A 17,174-nucleotide genomic window follows, 5' to 3' on the forward strand; every position below is an offset into this window, starting at 1 on the left:
GAGACTGGCACTTGCCCGTCCCACCCAGCGTTGCTTGCTGACTGGTTTCCCGGCCCCGACAACGCTGTCAAACTGCAGCAAAGCGCCGCCCGCAAGCGGCCTTTGCCTATCTGCACATCGCTTAGATAGCCTGACGCAAAGCCTGGGCCTTGTCCGTAGCTTCCCAGCTGAACTCGGGTTCGCTGCGGCCAAAGTGACCGTAGGCAGCAGTCTTGGAGTAGATGGGACGCTGCAGATCCAGCATTTCGATGATGCCGCGTGGGCGCAAATCGAAATGTTGGCGAACCAGCTTGGCGATCTCGGTGTCGGGGATCACGCCTGTGCCTTCGGTGTAGATGGTGATATTGATAGGCTCGGCCACACCAATGGCGTAGCTCAGTTGCACCTGACACTGACGAGCCAAACCGGCTGCCACAATGTTCTTGGCCACATAACGGGCGGCGTAGGCAGCGGAACGGTCCACTTTGGAGGGGTCCTTGCCGGAGAAAGCACCACCGCCGTGAGGGCATGCGCCACCGTAGGTATCCACAATGATCTTGCGACCAGTCAGACCGCAATCGCCTTGAGGGCCACCGATCACGAACTTGCCGGTGGGGTTCACCAGGAAGCGGGTTTTCTCGGTCAGCAAGTCCGAAGGGAAGCATGGACGAATGATGTGTTCGATCACGGCTTCGTGAATGTCTTTCTGGGACATTTCAGGCGCGTGCTGAGTGGACAGCACCACAGTATCCACTTCGGTAGGACGGCCATCCACGTAGCGGAAGGTCACCTGGGATTTGGCGTCAGGGCGCAACCAGGGCAAACGGCCATCTTTGCGCAGCTCGCTCTGGCGCTGCACCAGACGGTGTGCGTACCAGATAGGAGCAGGCATCAGATCAGGGGTTTCGTCGCACGCGTAGCCAAACATCAGACCCTGGTCGCCAGCGCCCTGGTTCAGCAACTCTTCTGGGCTGCGATCCACACCTTGGGCGATATCGGGCGACTGCTTGTCATAGGCCACCAGAACGGCGCAGGACTTGTAATCAATGCCGTAATCGCCATTGTCATAGCCAATGCGCTTGATGGTGTCACGGGCAACCTGGATGTAATCCACGTTGGCGTGCGTGGTGATCTCGCCAGCCAGCACCACCAGACCGGTATTGCACAAGGTCTCGGCAGCAACACGTGCCTGAGGATCTTGCTCGAAAATAGCGTCCAGGATGGCGTCGGAGATCTGGTCAGCTACCTTGTCGGGGTGGCCTTCAGAAACGGATTCGGATGTAAAGAGAAAGTCGTTGTTGTTCACAGCGTAGCTTCCTTGAATAAGGGCTGATAATCAGCACGAGGTTGAACAAACTGCGTTGCACCTCGAAGCCAGCGATGTGGATACGATAGACGGGGCGCGACGCTTTAGCGGTTTATAGTGGGCAGTTTGCTGCCCGATCGCTCCGCAAGTTGTCGTTTAACTCAGCGATACAATCCATTTTAAGCGAAAATACGTATTTATTTCAGCAAAACTTCACACTAAAGGATTGCCTGGCCCATGCTCGCGGCACTTTTACGTCTGATGGCTCGTCTGCCTTTACCCGTTCTTCATGGGCTGGGCAAAGGAATCGGACGCCTGATTTACGCTTTTCCCGGACGCTACCGCCGCCGTCTGCAAAGCCACTGCCGACAAGCGGGTTACGACTCCCCCGCATTTTTCCGGCAAGCGGCCGGACAAACCGGCGCCATGATCCTGGAGACACCGCGCGTCTGGCTGCATCCGCAAGCCTGTCTGGCCCGCTGCACCGTCGATGATGTGGCCTTGCTGGAAGCCACCCATGCCGAAGGACGCGGCGTGCTGTATCTGACCCCGCACTTGGGTTGCTTTGAGATTACGGCACGTTATCTGGTGGGTTTAGGCCCACTGACCGTGATGTTTCGCCCACCACGCCAGGCCGTACTGGAACCCCTGATGGTGGAGTCACGTGAACTGCCCGGCCTGCATGCCGTCCCCGCCAATATGAAAGGCGTGCGTGAATTTGTCCGCGCGTTTCGCAAAGGTGAATCGGTAGGCATGTTGCCCGACCAGGTTCCCAGCGGTGGCGATGGCGTATGGGCACCCTTTTTTGGCCGCCCTGCCCTGACCATGACACTGGCTGGCAAATTGGCCCGTCAGTCCAATGTGCCTGTGATTGTGACCGCTGCCGAGCGCCTGCCTAAAGGGCGCGGCTGGCATATTCACACCTTGCGCCTACCCGAGCCGTTGCCCAAAGACCCGACGGAACTGGCCACCCTGATCAACGAATCCATGGAAAGCTTGATACGCCGTTTCCCCACCCAGTATCTGTGGGGCTATAACCGCTACAAGATTCCCCACGATGCGCCCCCTTTGCCTGGCGATACCACCCCATGAGTTTTAATTCTTACCCGCTGCTCAAATCCGTTTTCACCTACTTTGGCCGTGCCTCGGTACGCACGCGCCAGCGTTGGGGTGCTGTGCTGGGCGGGCTGGTGCATCGCTTTGCCTCCCGCCGCCGTCACATTGTGCGTACCAATCTGGACCTGTGCTTTCCTGACACCCCCGAAAGCACTCGACGCGAATGGGAAAAGCAGCACTTTCGCCTGCTGGCCCAATCATATCTGGACCGGGGCCTGCTCTGGTTTGGTCTGCCCAGCACTATTCTGAACACTCTGCACCTGACGGGCGAAGAACACATCACCCAGGCTCTGGAACAGGGTCGCAAGGTCATGCTGCTGGTGCCTCACTTTCTGGGTATGGATGCGGCGGGTACACGCCTGTCCATGTCCATCTCGCCGTTGGTTGCCTTTTACACTCCCCAACGCGACCCCCATGTGGATCGCCTGATGTACGAAGGCCGTAGCCGCTTCTCCTCCGTCCCGCTGATTTCTCGCAAAGACGGCATTCGCGGTCTGATGCGTGCGCTGCAAAAGGGCCAGCCGATTTATTACCTGCCTGATATGGACTTCGGCACCAAGGGCTCGGCCTTTGTGCCCTTTTTCAATGTCCCGGCGGCCACGCTCTTGTCCACAGCCCAGATCGCACGCAACCAGGACGCACTGGTGATTCCGGTTATTTCCCGCGTGGACGCCGAGACTGGTCACTACCATATTCAGGTGCTGGAACCCATGTCCGACTTTCCGGGTGAAGGCAGCCTGGAAGAAGCCACGGAACGCATGAATGCCCTGATCGAAAAATATGTGCGCGAGGACCCTCCGCAGTATTATTGGGTACATCGACGCTTCAAAACCCGTCCTGAAGGCCAACCCGGCATTTACTAGGCCCCATCATGCACAGCTCCACCACACCCCAGCCCGCTTCCTCGCTTTGGCGTTTCACCAAAATGCACGGCGCGGGCAATGACTTTGTCATGCTGGATGGAGTCAGGCAAGGCATTGAAATGACTCCCGAACGCGCCCGCGCGCTGGCGGATCGTCACTTCGGCATTGGGGCAGACCAGATCTTGCTGGTGGAAGCCGCAACCGAACCCGGTGCAGATTTCCGATACCGCATATTCAACGCTGACGGTGGCGAGGTCGAACATTGCGGCAACGGCGCTCGCTGCTTTGTCCGCTTCGTACACGAACAAGGCCTGTCCTCGGCCAACCCTTTACGAGCACAAATTCGTACCGGCATCATCAGTTTGAATGACGATCCGGAGCTTGGCGTGGATGTCATGATGGGCACCACCCGATTTGCCCCGGCCGATGTCGCTTTTGACCCTAGCGGGCTGGAACAAAAAACTCAGGGCGAAGATACGCTGTGGCTTCTGCCCGTACCCGATCAAGCCGAACCTGTCGCCCTGTCGCTGGTGTCCATCTCCAATCCGCACGCCGTGCAGGTGGTAGACGATGTGCTGAAAGCTCCGGTTGCCAGCGTCGGCCCCTTCATCGAATCTCATCCGCGTTTTGCTCAGAAGGTCAACGCCGGTTTCATGCAGATTCTGGACGCCCATCACATCAAGCTGCGCGTCTACGAGCGCGGCGCCGGTGAGACCCTGGCCTGCGGTACAGGCGCTTGTGCGGCTGTGGTGGCAGGCATACGGCGGGGATTGCTCCAAAGCCCGGTTGTCGTTGATACTCGTGGAGGCAGTCTGCGCATTGAATGGGACGGACAGGCGCTACGCATGAGCGGCCCGGCCCAAACTGTCTTTACCGGACAAGTCGATATAGATGCACTGTGTGCGTCCCTAGCCAGAAAGGAAACCTTCTAGACATGGATACCCCCAACAGCCTTAGCGCCGTGGAAGTGGCCCAGTTTTTGAAAGCCAACCCTGATTTCTTCGACGCGCATGCCGATGTTTTTTCCAAACTGATGGTGCCGCACCCCCATCAAAGCCGCGCTATTTCACTGGGCGAGCGTCAGATCATGCTGCTGCGCGAGCGCGGCAAGAAAACCGAGCGCCAACTGGCCACGCTGGTCGCCAATGCCCGTGGCAATGAAAAAATTTCGCGCCAACTACACCAATGGAACTGCCAGATGCTGGCCGAGTCCGACCCGGCAGCCCTACCCGAACTGATCTGCAGCAGCCTGGAGCGCATCTTTGAAATGCCCGTGGTCCGTCTGCACTGCTGGAATCCGGACGAAGTGCTGGCTGACGACGCCCTGGTCAGCTGGGCCTACACCTTGATCAACCCCTATTGCGGCGCTCGACGCGAACAGGAGTTTCTGGCCGATTTGCAGCAAGACGCGCAATCGGTGGCCATTGTGCCCTTGACGTTTCCGGAGTCGAACACCCTGTTTGGTCTGCTGGTTCTGGGCTCGCCTGAAGCCACGCGTTTTACGGCCGATATGGGTACGGACTTTCTGGAAGGCATTGGCGAATTGTGCAGCGCCGCCCTGCAGCGTTTGTACAAGCCCAGCAGTGTTGATCAAAGCGAATGTCCGGCCTGAAAAAACAAGATCACTCCCCTTCTGGGGACACGCCTCAAAAGCAGCCAGCCGCCCCCCAGGCCCTCAGCCCGGCCATGCAAAGCTGGCTGCATCAACTAAGCCACGAAAAACGCTATTCGGAACACACCCTTAGTGCGTACCGCAATGATTTGCGCCACTTGCTGGCGCAGTACCCAGGTACAGACCCCGACACACTGACTCAAAGCCAGTTGCGACAGGCTGCCGCCCGCTTGCATGCGCAGGGCCTGGCACCACGCAGCCTGGCCCGCATTCTGGCAGCCTGGCGTGGCTACTATCAAGCGCGCACTAAAGAACTGGGTTGGCCCTTGAACCCTGCAGCCAGCCTGAAGGCACCCAAGATAGGCCGCCCTCTGCCCAAGGCCTTGTCCGTAGACCAGACCCAGCAGCTATTGGACCGCCCCACCGCCCCCATTCAGGACGACCCGGTCAGCTGGCGCAATCAGGCCATGTTTGAATTGTTTTATTCCAGCGGACTACGTTTGTCCGAGCTGGTCAGCCTGGACACGCACTATCACCAGGACGCGCACTATCAGTCCAAGAGCTGGTTACTGCTGGATGATCGTGAGCTGGTGGTCAGTGGCAAAGGCGGCAAGACGCGCCGCCTGCCTGTCGGGGAGAAAGCGCTGCATGCCTTGCAGCAGTGGCTGGAAAAGCGCCCGGCTTTGGCATCACTGGCGACCAGCGCAGATGCCAGCGCGGCCCTGTTTCTGGGTGCCCGTGGAGCCCGCATTCACCCACGCGTGGTGCAGCAAGAACTGGAAAACTATGCCCGCGCCAGCGGCCTGCCAGTGCATGTCCACCCGCACAGCTTGCGTCACAGCTTTGCCAGCCATTTGCTGCAATCAGCACAAGACTTGCGGGCGGTGCAGGAACTATTGGGTCATACCAATATTTCCACGACTCAGATTTATACCCGTCTGGACTTCCAGCATCTGGCCCAGGCTTACGATCAGGCCCATCCTCGGGCACAACGCAAGAACCGGGCCAGTGACAAGCCGGAGGAGTGAATCAGGGCTGCAAGGCCTTGACCAACTGGTCTGTGTTCGAGCGCATCATGCCCAGGTAGGTATCCACGCCCGAGCCTGGGGCTCCCAAAGCATCGGAATACAAGGTGCCGCCGACTTTGGCGCCGGTCTCCCGTGCCACTTGCTCGACCAGTTTTGCGCTGACCGTGTTTTCCACAAAAATGGCCTGAATCTGCTCGCTACGCGCTTGCTGGATGATCTGCGCAATATCACGGGCTGAAGGCTCCGCCTGGCTGGATACCCCCACCAAGGGAATGAAACGGATGTCGTAAGCCTTGCCCATATAAGAGAAAGCATCGTGCGAGGTAATAACCTTGCGCTTTTCTACCGGCACCGCCTGCAGGCGGGTTTTGATGGAATCGTCCATCTCCTGAATGCGCTGTGCGTAATCCTTGGCGCGACGCTGGTAGTACTCGGCATTGGCCGGATCAGCCTGCTCCAGACCTTTGCTGATATTACGAACATAGATCTGTGCCAGGCCCAGGCTTTGCCAGGCGTGGGGGTCCTGGCTGCCGTGCTGATGACTATGGTCATGCCCGCCGTGGGACTGTGTATCCTCTTTGGCGTGGGTCTGCTCATGGTCGTGGGCATGCTCAGGTTCGGAGTCGTGACCGTGGTCATGGTCATGGTCATGGTCATGGTCATGGCCATGACCAGCATGATCCTCGTGTCCGCCACCTTCAAATGCCAAAGGCGTAATACCTTCTGTCGCCACGACTTGCGGCCCTTTATAGCCTGCTGCCTGCTGCAAGCGTGGCAACCAGGTCTCGAACTCCAGACCATTGATCACCAGCAGTTGCGCGTTAGCCAAGGTCTTTGCATCACTGGGACGCGGCTCAAACGAATGGGCATCCCCATTGGCGGGCACAATCGTGCTGGCCATAACCTTGTCGCCGCCTATCTCCTTGACCATATCGTTCAAAATCGAGAAGCTGCTGACCACACGCAAAGGCTCCGCCTGCACCGACAGGCTGGCCGCCAGCAAGCCCAGGGCCAGCACCGTGCGGCCTGAGTAAATGTCTCGCATTTTCATCAATCGTGCTCCAAGAGAGAGGCCATGCGCCGACGCCGTGCACGCCATTGGGAATAAGCACGCAGCAAACCGCCTTGGGGGCCAAAGGTGATAGAAAGAAAATAGAAGGCGCCGGCTGCCAAAATAATCGCGGGCGAAGCAGGCACGTTGTAGTAGTACGAGAACAGCAGGCCCAGATAGGCGCTGATCATGCCCAGCAAGGCCGCCACCAGCATCTGACGACCAACGGAATACACCCAGAATCGGGCCGAGGCAGCGGGCAGCATCATGATCCCCACCACCATCAAGGTTCCCAGCACCTGGAAGCCAGCCACCAGCGTGATGACCAGCATGAACAAGAACAACATATGGACGACGGAACCGCGCCCGCCTTGCGTGCGCAAAAAGATCGGGTCCATGCACTCCAGCACCAGAGGCCGGAATACCAAAGCCAGAATAATCAGCGTAACCGTCGTGCTGCTGGTCACCAGCAGCAAGGAGGCATCATCCAGGCCCAGCACCGTGCCAAACAGCACATGGATCAAATCCATATTGGAGCCGCGCAAGGACACCAGCAGCACCCCCAGCCCCAGGGATACCAGGTAGAAGGCCGCAAAACTGGCGTCCTCCCGTTGTGGTGTCAGGCGGGCCACCAGTCCGGCCAGCAAGGCGACAACCAGGCCGGTAATCATGCCGCCTATGGCCATCGCGCTTAAAGACAGGCCCGCCGTCAGAAATCCAACCGCCACACCGGGCAGGATGGCATGTGCCATGGCATCGCCCATCAGGCTCATGCGGCGCAACACCAGGAATACCCCCAAAGGTCCGGCCGCTGCAGCCAGGGCGAAAGAACCAGCCAGTGCGCGCTTCATGAAACCAAAGTCCATGAAGGGGCCAAACAGCACATCAATCAGCGCCATCATAGGTAGTCCCCCGCGCACAAATGGCGAGCCAGATGCAGGTTCTCCGGCGTCAGCACCGCCTCGGTCTCACCCCAGCCCACCACCTGCCCGGCAAGCAGCACGGTTTGCGGAAAACAGCTACGCACCATATCCAGATCATGCAGCACGGCCATCACGGTACGGCCCTGTTTGTGCCAGTCCAGAATCAGGTTCATCAATTCGTCCGAGGTTGCACGGTCCACCGCAGCAAAAGGCTCGTCCAGCAACAATATCTGGGCGTCCTGCATGATCATGCGGGCAAACAGGGCTCGCTGTAATTGCCCACCCGACAAAGTGCCAATGGAGCGACGCGCAAAGTCGGCCAGCCCCACCTGCTCCAGCGCATGGCCAATACGTTCATGTTCTGCCTTGGGAAATCCGCCCCAGGCACCCACGCGCTTCCAGGCTCCCATGGCCACCAGGTCATGCACTGTCACAGGGAAGCTTTTATCCAGATCGCCCATTTGCGGCAACAAGGCCAACTGATCCAGAAAACCGCTATCGACGGCAATGCGCCCTTTCAGGGGATTGATCTGCCCTGTCAGCCCTTTCAACAAGGTGGATTTGCCCGCCCCATTTGGCCCCACAATGGCCGTCAGCGAACCGCGTTTGAAACAGCCGCTGATGTCGCGCAAGGCTATCTTGTCTTTCCAGCCCAGCGCCACATGGTCAAGCTCGATCAAGGTTTGGTGTGAACTCATGCCTCTACCACGCACCCAATGCCCAGGTGGTCAGCAACCACAGGACTGCTGACACGCACAAAGCGCCCAGTACGCGCTGCCCGGCCGAAGCCAGCAGGAGCGAACGGCGGGGTGCCGCACTACGGGGAGTCGAGGAAAATTGAGAACAGGACATGAAACAGGGATAATGCGGCTAGATTGGGAATTTAATTTTTCCAAAGATGTTATAACATAACAAACACCTCATCAAGCGCCATGCCTGTACATATTCTTACGCCCAACGCCATTGAAGATCAGCTTGCTACCGCTGAACAGCTTTGTCTGGAACGCGGTAAACGGCTGACTTCAATTCGCCGCCAGGTGCTGGAAATCCTGATTCAGGCCCAGCGCAGTTTGCGCGCCTACGAACTGCTGGATCTGGTTCGCGAGTTCCAGCCCGGCGCCAAACCCCCTACCGTTTACCGCGCCCTGGACTTTCTGACTGAAGAAGGCCTGATCCACCGCCTGGATGCCGTCAATGCCTGGACGGCCTGTGTGGATGCCGGCGGCCATCCCCACGACTTGCTGATTGTCTGCACCCAGTGCGGCACCGTGGTGGAGCTGTGCGCTCCGGACCTGAGCCAAAGGCTGGCCGACTGTGTGCGCGGAGCGGGCTTTGCCCTGTCCGGCCACGAAACTGAACTGCGCGGCCTGTGCCAACGTTGCGTTGCAGCTAAAAACGAGCGAAAACCCTTATCTGCCCCCTAAAACGTGGTATTTTGCCGCCAATCGGTATATATTCCCCGATCTATTGGCAAACCTCTGTGAATTTTTACAGATCACCGTTTGCCCAACAGGCAAGGCTGTGATGTAATCGCACGTTGTTTTCGTGCGGAGCAGATGGGTGCAGGAAGCCGCGGTTGGTGCCGTGCCTTGTACCTTTCGCCCGCCACTGCGAGGCATGTTTATGAACGCGGCATCAGATCTGAACAACATGGTTCCAGTCACTGTTCTGACTGGTTTTTTGGGCGCTGGTAAAACCACGCTGCTCAAGCGCATCCTGAGCGAATATCACGGTCGACGCATTGCCGTCATCGAAAACGAATTCGGGCCCGAAGGTATCGACAACGAACTGTTGGTGCAGGACTCCGAAGAAGAAATCGTTGAGCTGAGCAATGGTTGCGTATGTTGCACCGTGCGTGGTGACCTGATGCGCACCCTGAATGATTTGCGCGTTCGCCGCCAGGCAGGCGAACTGAAGTTCGAGCGCGTCATCATCGAGACCACCGGCATGGCTAACCCCGGCCCGGTCTGCCAGACCTTCTTCATGGACGATGATATTGCCGACTACTATCGGCTGGACGCGGTCATCACGGTCGTGGATGCCAAACACGGCATGGCCACACTGGACCAGCAAGAAGAAGCTCAAAAACAAGTTGGTTTTGCGGACCGCCTGCTGATCTCCAAAAAAGATCTGGTCAACGATGTGGATTACGAGGCCCTGCGTGCCCGTCTAATCCGCATCAACCCGCGAGCCACGATTACGCCGGTTCACTTCGGTGAAACCGACATCAAGGATTTGCTGGAAGTCAGCGGTTTCAACCTGAATTCCATTTTGGACATTGATCCTCAATTCCTGGCAGAGCAACACCCCGATGCGGCGGACGGCCATGATCACCACCACGATCATGCCCACGGCGACGAAGGCGAGTGCGGTCCGGGCTGCGGACACGATCACCATCATCACCACCACGAGCACGCAGCTCACAATGACGAAATCGGGGCTTTCGTGTTCCGTTCGGACCGTCCTTTCGACCCCGAGCGTCTGGAAGATTTCCTGTCGGGCATTGTCCAGGTATTTGGACCAGATCTGATGCGCTACAAGGGCATCCTGTATCTGAAGGGCATCAATCGCCGTATGCTGTTTCAGGGCGTACACATGATGATGAGCGCCGAGCCTGGCAATGCCTGGCTGGCCAAAGATAAAAAGGGCACCAAGCTGGTCTTTATTGGCCGCAAATTGCCACAAGACATATTCACCCAGGGCCTGGAGAATTGCCTGGTTTGAATTAATAATTATTCAGTAAATGCGGAGCGATTGCGCGTGACGACAGTTACAGGCTCCCAGACGTCAACAAGAGGTAAGCATCATGGCAACTAAGTCACATGACAGTACTACAACCCTGCTGACCGAGCAGGAGCTTTTGGCGATGCCTGAGTCAGACTACATGAACGCCGCCCAGCTGGAGTTTTTCAAGCATCGCTTGCGCCAGCTGGAGCAAGACATTCTGGCCAACGCGGGTGCTACAACGGAAAACCTGCGTGAAACCCAGTTCGTTCCTGACCCGGCTGACCGTGCCACGATCGAAGAAGAACACGCTCTGGAGCTGCGTACCCGCGACCGCGAACGCAAACTGCTCAAGAAAGTGCAACAGTCCATCGCCCTGATCGATTCGGGCGAATACGGCTGGTGTGAGGAAACCGGCGAGCCCATCGGCCTGCCACGTTTGCTGGCACGCCCAACGGCTAACCTGTCTCTGGAAGCCCAGGAGCGTCGCGAGAAGCGTCAAAAGATGTTTGGGGATTGATAGGCGGCAACGCCCATCACCCTGATAAAAAGCCCGCCCGATCATTCTGGCGGGCTTTTTTGTGGGTCACCCAACTCGATCCAACCCACTTGTGTACGCTGCTGAAAATAAGCAGGCTCAAAAAAGCCGGCTGCGTCTACCGCTAGCAGGCCAACAGGCTGCTTGCACGCCAAGAAGCCAGGCGACATACGAGAACCCCTGCAACAGCCCCTGCCAAGGGAAGCCACCCTGTTTCAGCCCGGTTACCAGGCACGACCCTCAGTCGGCAAAAACTTCCTGCTGTCATGCGCTTGAAATTTCTTGCCCGGCCCCCAGATGGGAACCTTAAAGGAAGGAAATCATGGAACAATTTCACGCCACTACTATTGTCTGTGTACGCCGCGGAGATCAGGTCGCCATTGGCGGCGATGGTCAGGTCACCCTGGGCAATATCGTCATCAAGGGCACGGCCCGCAAAATTCGCCGTTTGTACAATGACAGCATCCTGGCCGGTTTTGCCGGTGCGACGGCTGACGCCTTCACCTTGCAAGAGCGCTTTGAAGCGAAGCTGGAAAAGCACCAGGGCAACCTGCTGCGCGCCGCCGTCGAACTGACGCGCGACTGGCGCACCGACCGCGTTCTGCGCCGTCTGGAAGCTATGCTGTTGGTGGCGGACAAGGAGCACACGCTGGTGCTGACCGGCAATGGCGACGTGCTCGAACCCGAACATGGCCTGGCCGCCATCGGCTCGGGCGGCTCCTATGCCCAATCTGCCGCCATGGCCTTGCTGCAAAACACCGATATGGCTCCCGCCGACATCGTCAAGAAATCGTTGGAGATCGCAGGTGATCTGTGCATCTACACCAACCAGAACCATATCGTCGAAACACTCTGACAGCCGGATACACCACCATGTCTACACCTAATATGACTCCCGGAGAGATCGTCTCCGAACTGGACAAGCATATCGTTGGCCAGGGCAAGGCCAAGCGCTCCGTGGCCGTGGCCCTGCGCAATCGCTGGCGCCGCCAGCAGGTTGCCGAGCCCCTGCGTAGCGAGATCGTCCCCAAGAACATTCTGATGATCGGACCCACCGGCGTGGGTAAAACCGAAATCGCCCGTCGTCTGGCCAAGCTGGCCAATGCGCCTTTCATCAAGGTCGAAGCCACCAAGTTCACGGAAGTGGGCTATGTAGGCCGCGACGTTGAAACCATCATTCGCGATCTGGTGGATATTTCGGTCAAGCAAACCCGCGAAATCGAAATGCGCCGTGTGCGCACCCAGGCCGAGGAAGCCGCTGAAGACCGTATTCTGGACGTGCTGGTGCCCCCTTCGCGCGATGCCCACGGTCAACCCCAACGCGAGGACAACTCTGCCCGCCAGGTGTTCCGCAAGCGCCTGCGTGAAGGCAAGCTGGACGATACCGAGATTGAAATCGAGATGGCCCAGGCCATGCCTCGTATGGAAATCATGGCCCCTCCCGGCATGGAAGAGATGACCGAGCAGCTGCGCGGCATGTTCTCCGGTCTGGGTCAGGAAAAGACCAAAGCCCGCAAGCTGACAGTCAAGGAAGCCTTCAAGCAACTGACCGAAGAAGAAGCGGCCCGTCGCGTCAATGAAGACGATTTGCGCACTGCTGCAGTGGCCAACGCCGAGCAGAACGGCATCGTGTTCCTGGACGAGATCGACAAGATCACGGCGCGAGGCGAAAGCCAGGGTAGCGGCGGCGATGTGTCCCGCCAAGGCGTGCAGCGCGACCTGCTGCCTTTGGTAGAAGGCACCACCGTCACCACCAAATACGGGGTGGTACGTACCGACCACATCCTGTTTATTGCCTCGGGTGCGTTCCACCTGTCCCGCCCATCGGATCTGATTCCTGAACTGCAAGGCCGCTTCCCCATCCGTGTGGAACTGGAATCGCTAAGCGCCCAGGATTTTGTACAGATTCTGTCCACGACCGACGCTTCGTTGACCAAGCAATACGCAGCCTTGCTGGGCACCGAAGACGTACAACTGGACTTCCGTCCCGACGGTATCCAGCGTCTGGCCGAGCTGGCCTTTGAGGTCAACGAGCGTACCGAAAACATTGGTGCCCGTCGCCTGTACACCGTCATGGAAAAACTGCTGGAAGAGCTGTCCTACAGCGCTGGCAGCCACGGTGAGCAAAACGTGGTCATTGATGCGGACTACGTGAACAGACAGCTGCAGGAAACCGCAGCCAGCCAGGATCTGGCGCGCTACGTGCTGTAAGCCTGACTTCGATCGGACATGAAAAAGGGGCAGATTTCTCTGCCCCTTTTTTTACATTTCGCTTGCAGACCACATCCAACACGGCATCAGGCTCTACCCTGTCAACGTAAACGCGATGGTCATCACATCACCCTGTCATCTCGACCACGAACCCACACCAGTGTTTCTCCTGCGTCGGAGATGAAAAAACCGGGCGAACCCGGCTTTTATCAACCCACTCAAACAGGCTTATTTGCTGATCTTGGTGACCACGTAATCACCACCGTCACGTTTGGCAGTGAACTTTACCTTGTCACCCGGTTTGATGTTGGCCAGCAAGGCGGGATCAATTTTGTACACCAATGTCATGGCGGGCAGTTCCAGGTCGCTGATCTCACCATGCTTGATGGTAATTTTGCCGGCCTCGGCATCCAGTCGGCGCACTTCACCCGACGCACTGGCTTCCTGAGCCTGGGCGACCACGACATATGCCGAGCCAGCTACCACACCCAAAGTTCCCAACGCCAAGGCTGCGCTTCGTTTCGTCCACGTCATTTTTCACTCCTGCAAATTGGGCAGAGCCAGACAATTAGCTCATAATGCCTACTTTCGGACGCCTGAGGCGTCTGTTTCCGATCAAGCATAACGCTAAACCTTTGCAAAAGCATGAGCGAATTTATTAAAGGGTATGTGCTGCGTCCAGCCACCCCCGCAGACCTTCCGGCCATTTTGGGCCTGATGCGCGATATGGCCGCCTTTGAGAAACTGGAGCATATTTTCAAGGCCAGCGTTGAGTCTCTGCGCAACAGTTTCTTCTCCGACGAGCCCAGTGCCTACTGCCTGGTGATTACTCCTGAGGATCAGCCCGACGCACCAATTTCTTACATTATGTGGTTTTACAACTACTCCAGTTTCCTGGATCGCCGCGGCATCTATCTGGAGGATTTGTATATAGACCCGGCTCACCGCAAGCACGGTCTGGGCGCTGCTGCCCTGCGCCATCTGGCTCAAATGGCCGTGTCCCAAGGCTGTGGCCGCCTGGAGTGGGTAGTACTGGACTGGAACCAGAACGCAATCGACTTCTACAAGTATCAGGGGGCCCAAGTGCTGGAAGACTGGCGCGTGGTACGCGTCACTGGCGATGCCCTGGTCAATTTGGCTCAAGGCACCCCTACTCCTGCCGAAACATAAGGCTTCTTCATGTCCACACGACTTTCCATTATCAGCACCCGCACCGGCGACGATGGCACAACGGGCCTGGGCGATGGCAGCCGCCTGCCCAAGACTGCCCCCCTGATTCATGCCCTGGGCGACGTGGATGAACTGAACAGCCATATCGGCGTCTTGCGCAGCATGGCACTGCCCGAGGATGTTGATGTCCTGCTGTCCGACATTCAGCACGACTTGTTCGATATGGGGGCCGAGCTGTGCATCCCTGGCCATCAGGTCATAGGCAGCGTCCATGTAGAACGTCTGGACCAAGCGATTCGTCACTACAACGAGCCCTTGGGCATACTCAAAGAGTTCATTTTGCCCGGTGGCAGCCCCGCAGCCGCACAAGCACATGTACTGCGTTGTGTGGCGCGTCGTGCAGAACGTAGCGTCGTGGCGGTGCCCTCAGAATCCTTGCCGCAAGAAGGCCCGCGCTTGTATCTGAACCGCCTGTCGGATTTGTTGTTTGTGCTGGCGCGTACCTTGAACCGCCATGCAGGCCGCTCTGACGTGCTGTGGGAGCCCAAGCGCAACGAGCCTGGCAAGGGCTGATCGCCCCATCGCGACTGCGACTGCGACTATAAGAATAGGACCCTGCTTTAGCAGAGCCCTATTCCTTTTCAGGCCAGATCAATGCGAGTGGTATCCGCAAACCTCAGCACAGGCTCGTCCGTGGGGTCCTCATAGACCTGCCACTTCAAGGACTGGCTGCCCACCTGAATATCCACAGTAGCCAGGGTGTTTTCCGCATCACTGTCCGCTGGGTCACAGCGCCAGATCGGAAATTCCGCATGGTGCTGATCCGCCAGGACGGTCAAAGGATCAAGCGCAGCACCGGCTTGTGCCAACAATTGATCCCCACGCTCCTGCCGCAGTTCGGACGACCGGGTAATACGCTGTTCAAAGCCTTTCATGGACGGATGTACCGCATGGTTGGCGTGCAGATGGTTTTGCTCAATGGTCTGCACAGAAACGGCCTCGGCACTGAACTCCACGCTCAGCAAGCGTGGATCGCCACGCTGCGCCAGGCTCAAATGGAAAGCGCCGGAACGTGGGTGATCCTGCAAGATCCCTACTGCCTGATCCAGATCAGGCTGATCCAGCATGGCGCGGGTCAGGACCATGCGCGGCACCCCTGGGGCCACATGCCGAGCCCGCACATTATTCACCGTCATGGCCAAACCGGCCTGGGTCACTGCAAAGCTATGGCCCGGCAAGGAAGCAGGGTAAAGAAAAGAGACAAAGGACATGCCGCTGTCGGGGATGAATTTGGCCACCCCGCAGTAACCGGCAAAACCTGGATCACCATCTTCGTTATGCACCAGACGAGGCTCGCCCTGGGCGGGCATTTGCACGGTGGTGCAACCATCGGGAGCCATGGCCCACAAGTCGCCCCGGCAATTCCACAAGAAAACATCCTCAAAGGGGAGCTCCAGACCCAATGCCAGGCCCTGGAGCTCGGTCCATATTCGGGGGAAATAACGCTCGGTGTACTGAGCCAGCTGACCGGCTACAGCCGTCCCCTTCGATTGCATGATGCCTTGCCATGCTGCTGAGTTCAGCAAGTAGGCATGCACGGCGGGGGCTCCGAAACGTCCCAAAGAATGGCCAATTTCTTTGGGACCACCACTTAACTCCAGATAGGACAACTTAGCCATTGCGTCTATTTCCAGTAAGCACCGGACTGGTGCAATTGATTTTCAACCAACTCAATACCGCTGACAGCACGACTGCCCGCCTTGGCCAGAACCTGTTCCAGCAAGACCTCCACCAGTGCCTGCGCAGCAACCAGAGAAGGAAAAAAAGACGGACTGTCGGTTCCAAACAATAATGTGGCATCTGCCTGCTGCGCAATAGGGGCAAGCAAGCTGTCGCAAATCGCCAGGATTTGTGCATCTGCCTGTCGGGCCGCTGCATGGGCCAGCACGGCTTCCTGGGAATACGGTGCAAAACCGAACAAGACCAGCACATCCCCTTTTTGCAGCGCCCGCAGATCCATATCCAGAGTACCGGACTCGCCACGCAACAAGCCAATCGAGGGCCGGAACAGACGGTACTGATAATGAAAGGAAAAAGCGGGTGCAAAAGAGGCTCTGAACCCGGCCACAAAAACCCGCTTGGCCTTGTTCAGCAATTCCACAGCCTGTGGCAAGCGTGCTTCATTCACCTCGCGCAGCAGCGCCAGAGTATCCATTTGTGCTGTCAGCGTCTGCGCCAGGCGATCTTCTTTATTTCGATTGCGTACCACCGCCCGGGCCTGATCGGCATAACGCCGTGCACCCTGGCCATGCAGCGCCTGGGTAAACACAGCCTTGAACTCTGCCCAACCGCCAAAGCCCAAAGACTGGGCAAAGCGCAGCAAGGTGGCAGGCTGCACCTGTGCCTGCGCGGCCAACTGACGCATGGACATCAAGGGCACCTGATCGGCATGATCCAGCACATAGCGCGCGCTTTGCTGGAACTGCGGCGACATGGTGGCAAACACTGCCTGAATACGCTCGGTCAGATTGCTCAAGGAGTTCATGGGCCAACACGCTTCAAAAGGGGACATCAAGTATATATCGGGCGCAAATGCAGTCTGGGCGCAACAGTGAGGCCTTTATCCACCTGTCCCGACAAATCAATGATGATT

At 57.8% G+C, this 17,174-nt stretch carries 19 protein-coding genes; 12 read left to right on the forward strand and 7 right to left on the reverse strand.

The window, feature by feature from the left end:
- Positions 1-121: 121 nt before the first annotated feature.
- The gene (gene metK, locus N879_RS12195) at positions 122-1,285 is read right to left on the reverse strand and encodes a methionine adenosyltransferase (RefSeq protein ID WP_009462596.1); all 1,164 of its coding nucleotides are present in this window, start codon (positions 1,283-1,285) and stop codon (positions 122-124) included.
- A 237-nt stretch (positions 1,286-1,522) separates the two neighbouring features.
- Here metK and N879_RS12200 point away from each other — a divergent pair, with 237 nt between their 5' ends.
- The 5 genes from N879_RS12200 to N879_RS12220 are packed head-to-tail and all read left to right on the forward strand — an operon-like array spanning position 1,523 to position 5,904.
- Positions 1,523-2,377, forward strand: a complete 855-nt coding sequence (locus N879_RS12200; protein ID WP_009462597.1) for a lysophospholipid acyltransferase family protein — start codon at positions 1,523-1,525, stop codon at positions 2,375-2,377.
- Positions 2,374-3,264 carry a lysophospholipid acyltransferase family protein gene (locus tag N879_RS12205; protein WP_009462598.1) on the forward strand — a complete coding sequence of 297 codons (891 nt, stop codon included), beginning with the start codon at positions 2,374-2,376 and terminating at the stop codon, positions 3,262-3,264. Before N879_RS12200 ends, N879_RS12205 begins: the two co-directional genes overlap by 4 nt.
- A gap of 8 nt (positions 3,265-3,272) precedes the next feature.
- Entirely contained in the window at positions 3,273-4,196 is a 924-nt protein-coding gene (gene dapF / locus N879_RS12210; protein WP_009462599.1) for a diaminopimelate epimerase, read from the forward strand.
- 2 nt (positions 4,197-4,198) lie between these two features.
- On the forward strand, positions 4,199-4,876 hold the full coding sequence (locus N879_RS12215; RefSeq protein WP_021447044.1) for a DUF484 family protein: 678 nt from the start codon (positions 4,199-4,201) through the stop codon (positions 4,874-4,876).
- Positions 4,864-5,904, forward strand: coding sequence for a tyrosine recombinase XerC (locus tag N879_RS12220; protein ID WP_009462602.1), 1,041 nt, complete (start codon positions 4,864-4,866; stop codon positions 5,902-5,904). Before N879_RS12215 ends, N879_RS12220 begins: the two co-directional genes overlap by 13 nt.
- A gap of 1 nt (position 5,905) precedes the next feature.
- Here N879_RS12220 and N879_RS12225 read toward each other — a convergent pair whose 3' ends face one another.
- Genes N879_RS12225 through N879_RS12235 form a run of 3 tightly spaced genes read right to left on the reverse strand, consistent with a single transcriptional unit; the run spans position 5,906 to position 8,576 of the window.
- Positions 5,906-6,955 (reverse strand): metal ABC transporter substrate-binding protein, encoded by a 1,050-nt coding sequence (locus N879_RS12225; protein ID WP_009462603.1) that lies wholly within the window; start codon positions 6,953-6,955, stop codon positions 5,906-5,908.
- The gene (locus N879_RS12230) at positions 6,955-7,854 is read right to left on the reverse strand and encodes a metal ABC transporter permease (RefSeq protein WP_031232761.1); all 900 of its coding nucleotides are present in this window, start codon (positions 7,852-7,854) and stop codon (positions 6,955-6,957) included. Before N879_RS12230 ends, N879_RS12225 begins: the two co-directional genes overlap by 1 nt.
- Positions 7,854-8,576: a metal ABC transporter ATP-binding protein gene (locus N879_RS12235; RefSeq protein ID WP_009462606.1), complete on the reverse strand. Its 723-nt coding sequence runs from the start codon at positions 8,574-8,576 to the stop codon at positions 7,854-7,856. Before N879_RS12235 ends, N879_RS12230 begins: the two co-directional genes overlap by 1 nt.
- A 234-nt stretch (positions 8,577-8,810) precedes the next feature.
- Between N879_RS12235 and N879_RS12240 the strand changes: the two genes are divergently transcribed.
- The 5 genes from N879_RS12240 to hslU all read left to right on the forward strand — a co-directional run bounded on the left by N879_RS12240 (position 8,811) and on the right by hslU (position 13,351).
- Complete coding sequence (locus tag N879_RS12240; protein WP_009462608.1) at positions 8,811-9,302, forward strand: Fur family transcriptional regulator; 492 nt, start codon at positions 8,811-8,813, stop codon at positions 9,300-9,302.
- Between the two features lie 199 nt (positions 9,303-9,501).
- Entirely contained in the window at positions 9,502-10,602 is a 1,101-nt protein-coding gene (locus N879_RS12245; protein WP_009462610.1) for a CobW family GTP-binding protein, read from the forward strand.
- Positions 10,603-10,684: 82 nt separating this feature from the next.
- On the forward strand, positions 10,685-11,122 hold the full coding sequence (dksA, locus tag N879_RS12250) for an RNA polymerase-binding protein DksA (RefSeq protein WP_026484112.1): 438 nt from the start codon (positions 10,685-10,687) through the stop codon (positions 11,120-11,122).
- A gap of 340 nt (positions 11,123-11,462) precedes the next feature.
- Positions 11,463-11,996 carry an ATP-dependent protease subunit HslV gene (hslV, locus tag N879_RS12255; RefSeq protein WP_009462614.1) on the forward strand — a complete coding sequence of 178 codons (534 nt, stop codon included), beginning with the start codon at positions 11,463-11,465 and terminating at the stop codon, positions 11,994-11,996.
- Between the two features lie 17 nt (positions 11,997-12,013).
- Positions 12,014-13,351 (forward strand): ATP-dependent protease ATPase subunit HslU, encoded by a 1,338-nt coding sequence (gene hslU / locus N879_RS12260; RefSeq protein ID WP_009462616.1) that lies wholly within the window; start codon positions 12,014-12,016, stop codon positions 13,349-13,351.
- Positions 13,352-13,579: 228 nt separating this feature from the next.
- Here hslU and N879_RS12265 read toward each other — a convergent pair whose 3' ends face one another.
- Positions 13,580-13,885, reverse strand: a complete 306-nt coding sequence (locus N879_RS12265) for a copper-binding protein (protein WP_009462618.1) — start codon at positions 13,883-13,885, stop codon at positions 13,580-13,582.
- 111 nt (positions 13,886-13,996) lie between these two features.
- On the opposite strand from N879_RS12265, the gene N879_RS12270 reads away from it, so the two are divergent.
- Both N879_RS12270 and N879_RS12275 read left to right on the forward strand, forming a co-directional pair.
- Positions 13,997-14,521: a GNAT family N-acetyltransferase gene (locus tag N879_RS12270; protein ID WP_009462620.1), complete on the forward strand. Its 525-nt coding sequence runs from the start codon at positions 13,997-13,999 to the stop codon at positions 14,519-14,521.
- A 9-nt stretch (positions 14,522-14,530) separates the two neighbouring features.
- Positions 14,531-15,094, forward strand: coding sequence for a cob(I)yrinic acid a,c-diamide adenosyltransferase (locus tag N879_RS12275; RefSeq protein WP_021447048.1), 564 nt, complete (start codon positions 14,531-14,533; stop codon positions 15,092-15,094).
- Positions 15,095-15,162: 68 nt separating this feature from the next.
- Here N879_RS12275 and N879_RS12280 read toward each other — a convergent pair whose 3' ends face one another.
- Both N879_RS12280 and N879_RS12285 read right to left on the reverse strand, forming a co-directional pair.
- Positions 15,163-16,200: a C45 family autoproteolytic acyltransferase/hydolase gene (locus tag N879_RS12280; protein ID WP_009462624.1), complete on the reverse strand. Its 1,038-nt coding sequence runs from the start codon at positions 16,198-16,200 to the stop codon at positions 15,163-15,165.
- A gap of 5 nt (positions 16,201-16,205) precedes the next feature.
- Positions 16,206-17,093 carry a MurR/RpiR family transcriptional regulator gene (locus tag N879_RS12285; protein ID WP_235484291.1) on the reverse strand — a complete coding sequence of 296 codons (888 nt, stop codon included), beginning with the start codon at positions 17,091-17,093 and terminating at the stop codon, positions 16,206-16,208.
- Positions 17,094-17,174 lie beyond the last annotated feature (81 nt).

Source organism: Alcaligenes sp. EGD-AK7, from assembly GCF_000465875.3.
Classification (GTDB): domain Bacteria; phylum Pseudomonadota; class Gammaproteobacteria; order Burkholderiales; family Burkholderiaceae_B; genus Alcaligenes; species Alcaligenes phenolicus.

What these genes read in the sequence shown, in the direction of transcription:
- N879_RS12200 (WP_009462597.1), top strand. Translation starts at nt 1,523, where the DNA reads ATGCTCGCGGCACTTTTACGTCTGATGGCTCGTCTGCCTTTACCCGTT.
- N879_RS12205 (WP_009462598.1), top strand. Translation starts at nt 2,374, where the DNA reads ATGAGTTTTAATTCTTACCCGCTGCTCAAATCCGTTTTCACCTACTTT.
- dapF (WP_009462599.1), top strand. Translation starts at nt 3,273, where the DNA reads ATGCACAGCTCCACCACACCCCAGCCCGCTTCCTCGCTTTGGCGTTTC.
- N879_RS12215 (WP_021447044.1), top strand. Translation starts at nt 4,199, where the DNA reads ATGGATACCCCCAACAGCCTTAGCGCCGTGGAAGTGGCCCAGTTTTTG.
- N879_RS12220 (WP_009462602.1), top strand. Translation starts at nt 4,864, where the DNA reads ATGTCCGGCCTGAAAAAACAAGATCACTCCCCTTCTGGGGACACGCCT.
- N879_RS12225 (WP_009462603.1), bottom strand. Translation starts at nt 6,955, where the DNA reads ATGAAAATGCGAGACATTTACTCAGGCCGCACGGTGCTGGCCCTGGGC.
- N879_RS12230 (WP_031232761.1), bottom strand. Translation starts at nt 7,854, where the DNA reads ATGGCGCTGATTGATGTGCTGTTTGGCCCCTTCATGGACTTTGGTTTC.
- N879_RS12235 (WP_009462606.1), bottom strand. Translation starts at nt 8,576, where the DNA reads ATGAGTTCACACCAAACCTTGATCGAGCTTGACCATGTGGCGCTGGGC.
- N879_RS12240 (WP_009462608.1), top strand. Translation starts at nt 8,811, where the DNA reads ATGCCTGTACATATTCTTACGCCCAACGCCATTGAAGATCAGCTTGCT.
- N879_RS12245 (WP_009462610.1), top strand. Translation starts at nt 9,502, where the DNA reads ATGAACGCGGCATCAGATCTGAACAACATGGTTCCAGTCACTGTTCTG.
- dksA (WP_026484112.1), top strand. Translation starts at nt 10,685, where the DNA reads ATGGCAACTAAGTCACATGACAGTACTACAACCCTGCTGACCGAGCAG.
- hslV (WP_009462614.1), top strand. Translation starts at nt 11,463, where the DNA reads ATGGAACAATTTCACGCCACTACTATTGTCTGTGTACGCCGCGGAGAT.
- hslU (WP_009462616.1), top strand. Translation starts at nt 12,014, where the DNA reads ATGTCTACACCTAATATGACTCCCGGAGAGATCGTCTCCGAACTGGAC.
- N879_RS12265 (WP_009462618.1), bottom strand. Translation starts at nt 13,885, where the DNA reads ATGACGTGGACGAAACGAAGCGCAGCCTTGGCGTTGGGAACTTTGGGT.
- N879_RS12270 (WP_009462620.1), top strand. Translation starts at nt 13,997, where the DNA reads ATGAGCGAATTTATTAAAGGGTATGTGCTGCGTCCAGCCACCCCCGCA.
- N879_RS12275 (WP_021447048.1), top strand. Translation starts at nt 14,531, where the DNA reads ATGTCCACACGACTTTCCATTATCAGCACCCGCACCGGCGACGATGGC.
- N879_RS12280 (WP_009462624.1), bottom strand. Translation starts at nt 16,200, where the DNA reads ATGGCTAAGTTGTCCTATCTGGAGTTAAGTGGTGGTCCCAAAGAAATT.
- N879_RS12285 (WP_235484291.1), bottom strand. Translation starts at nt 17,093, where the DNA reads ATGTCCCCTTTTGAAGCGTGTTGGCCCATGAACTCCTTGAGCAATCTG.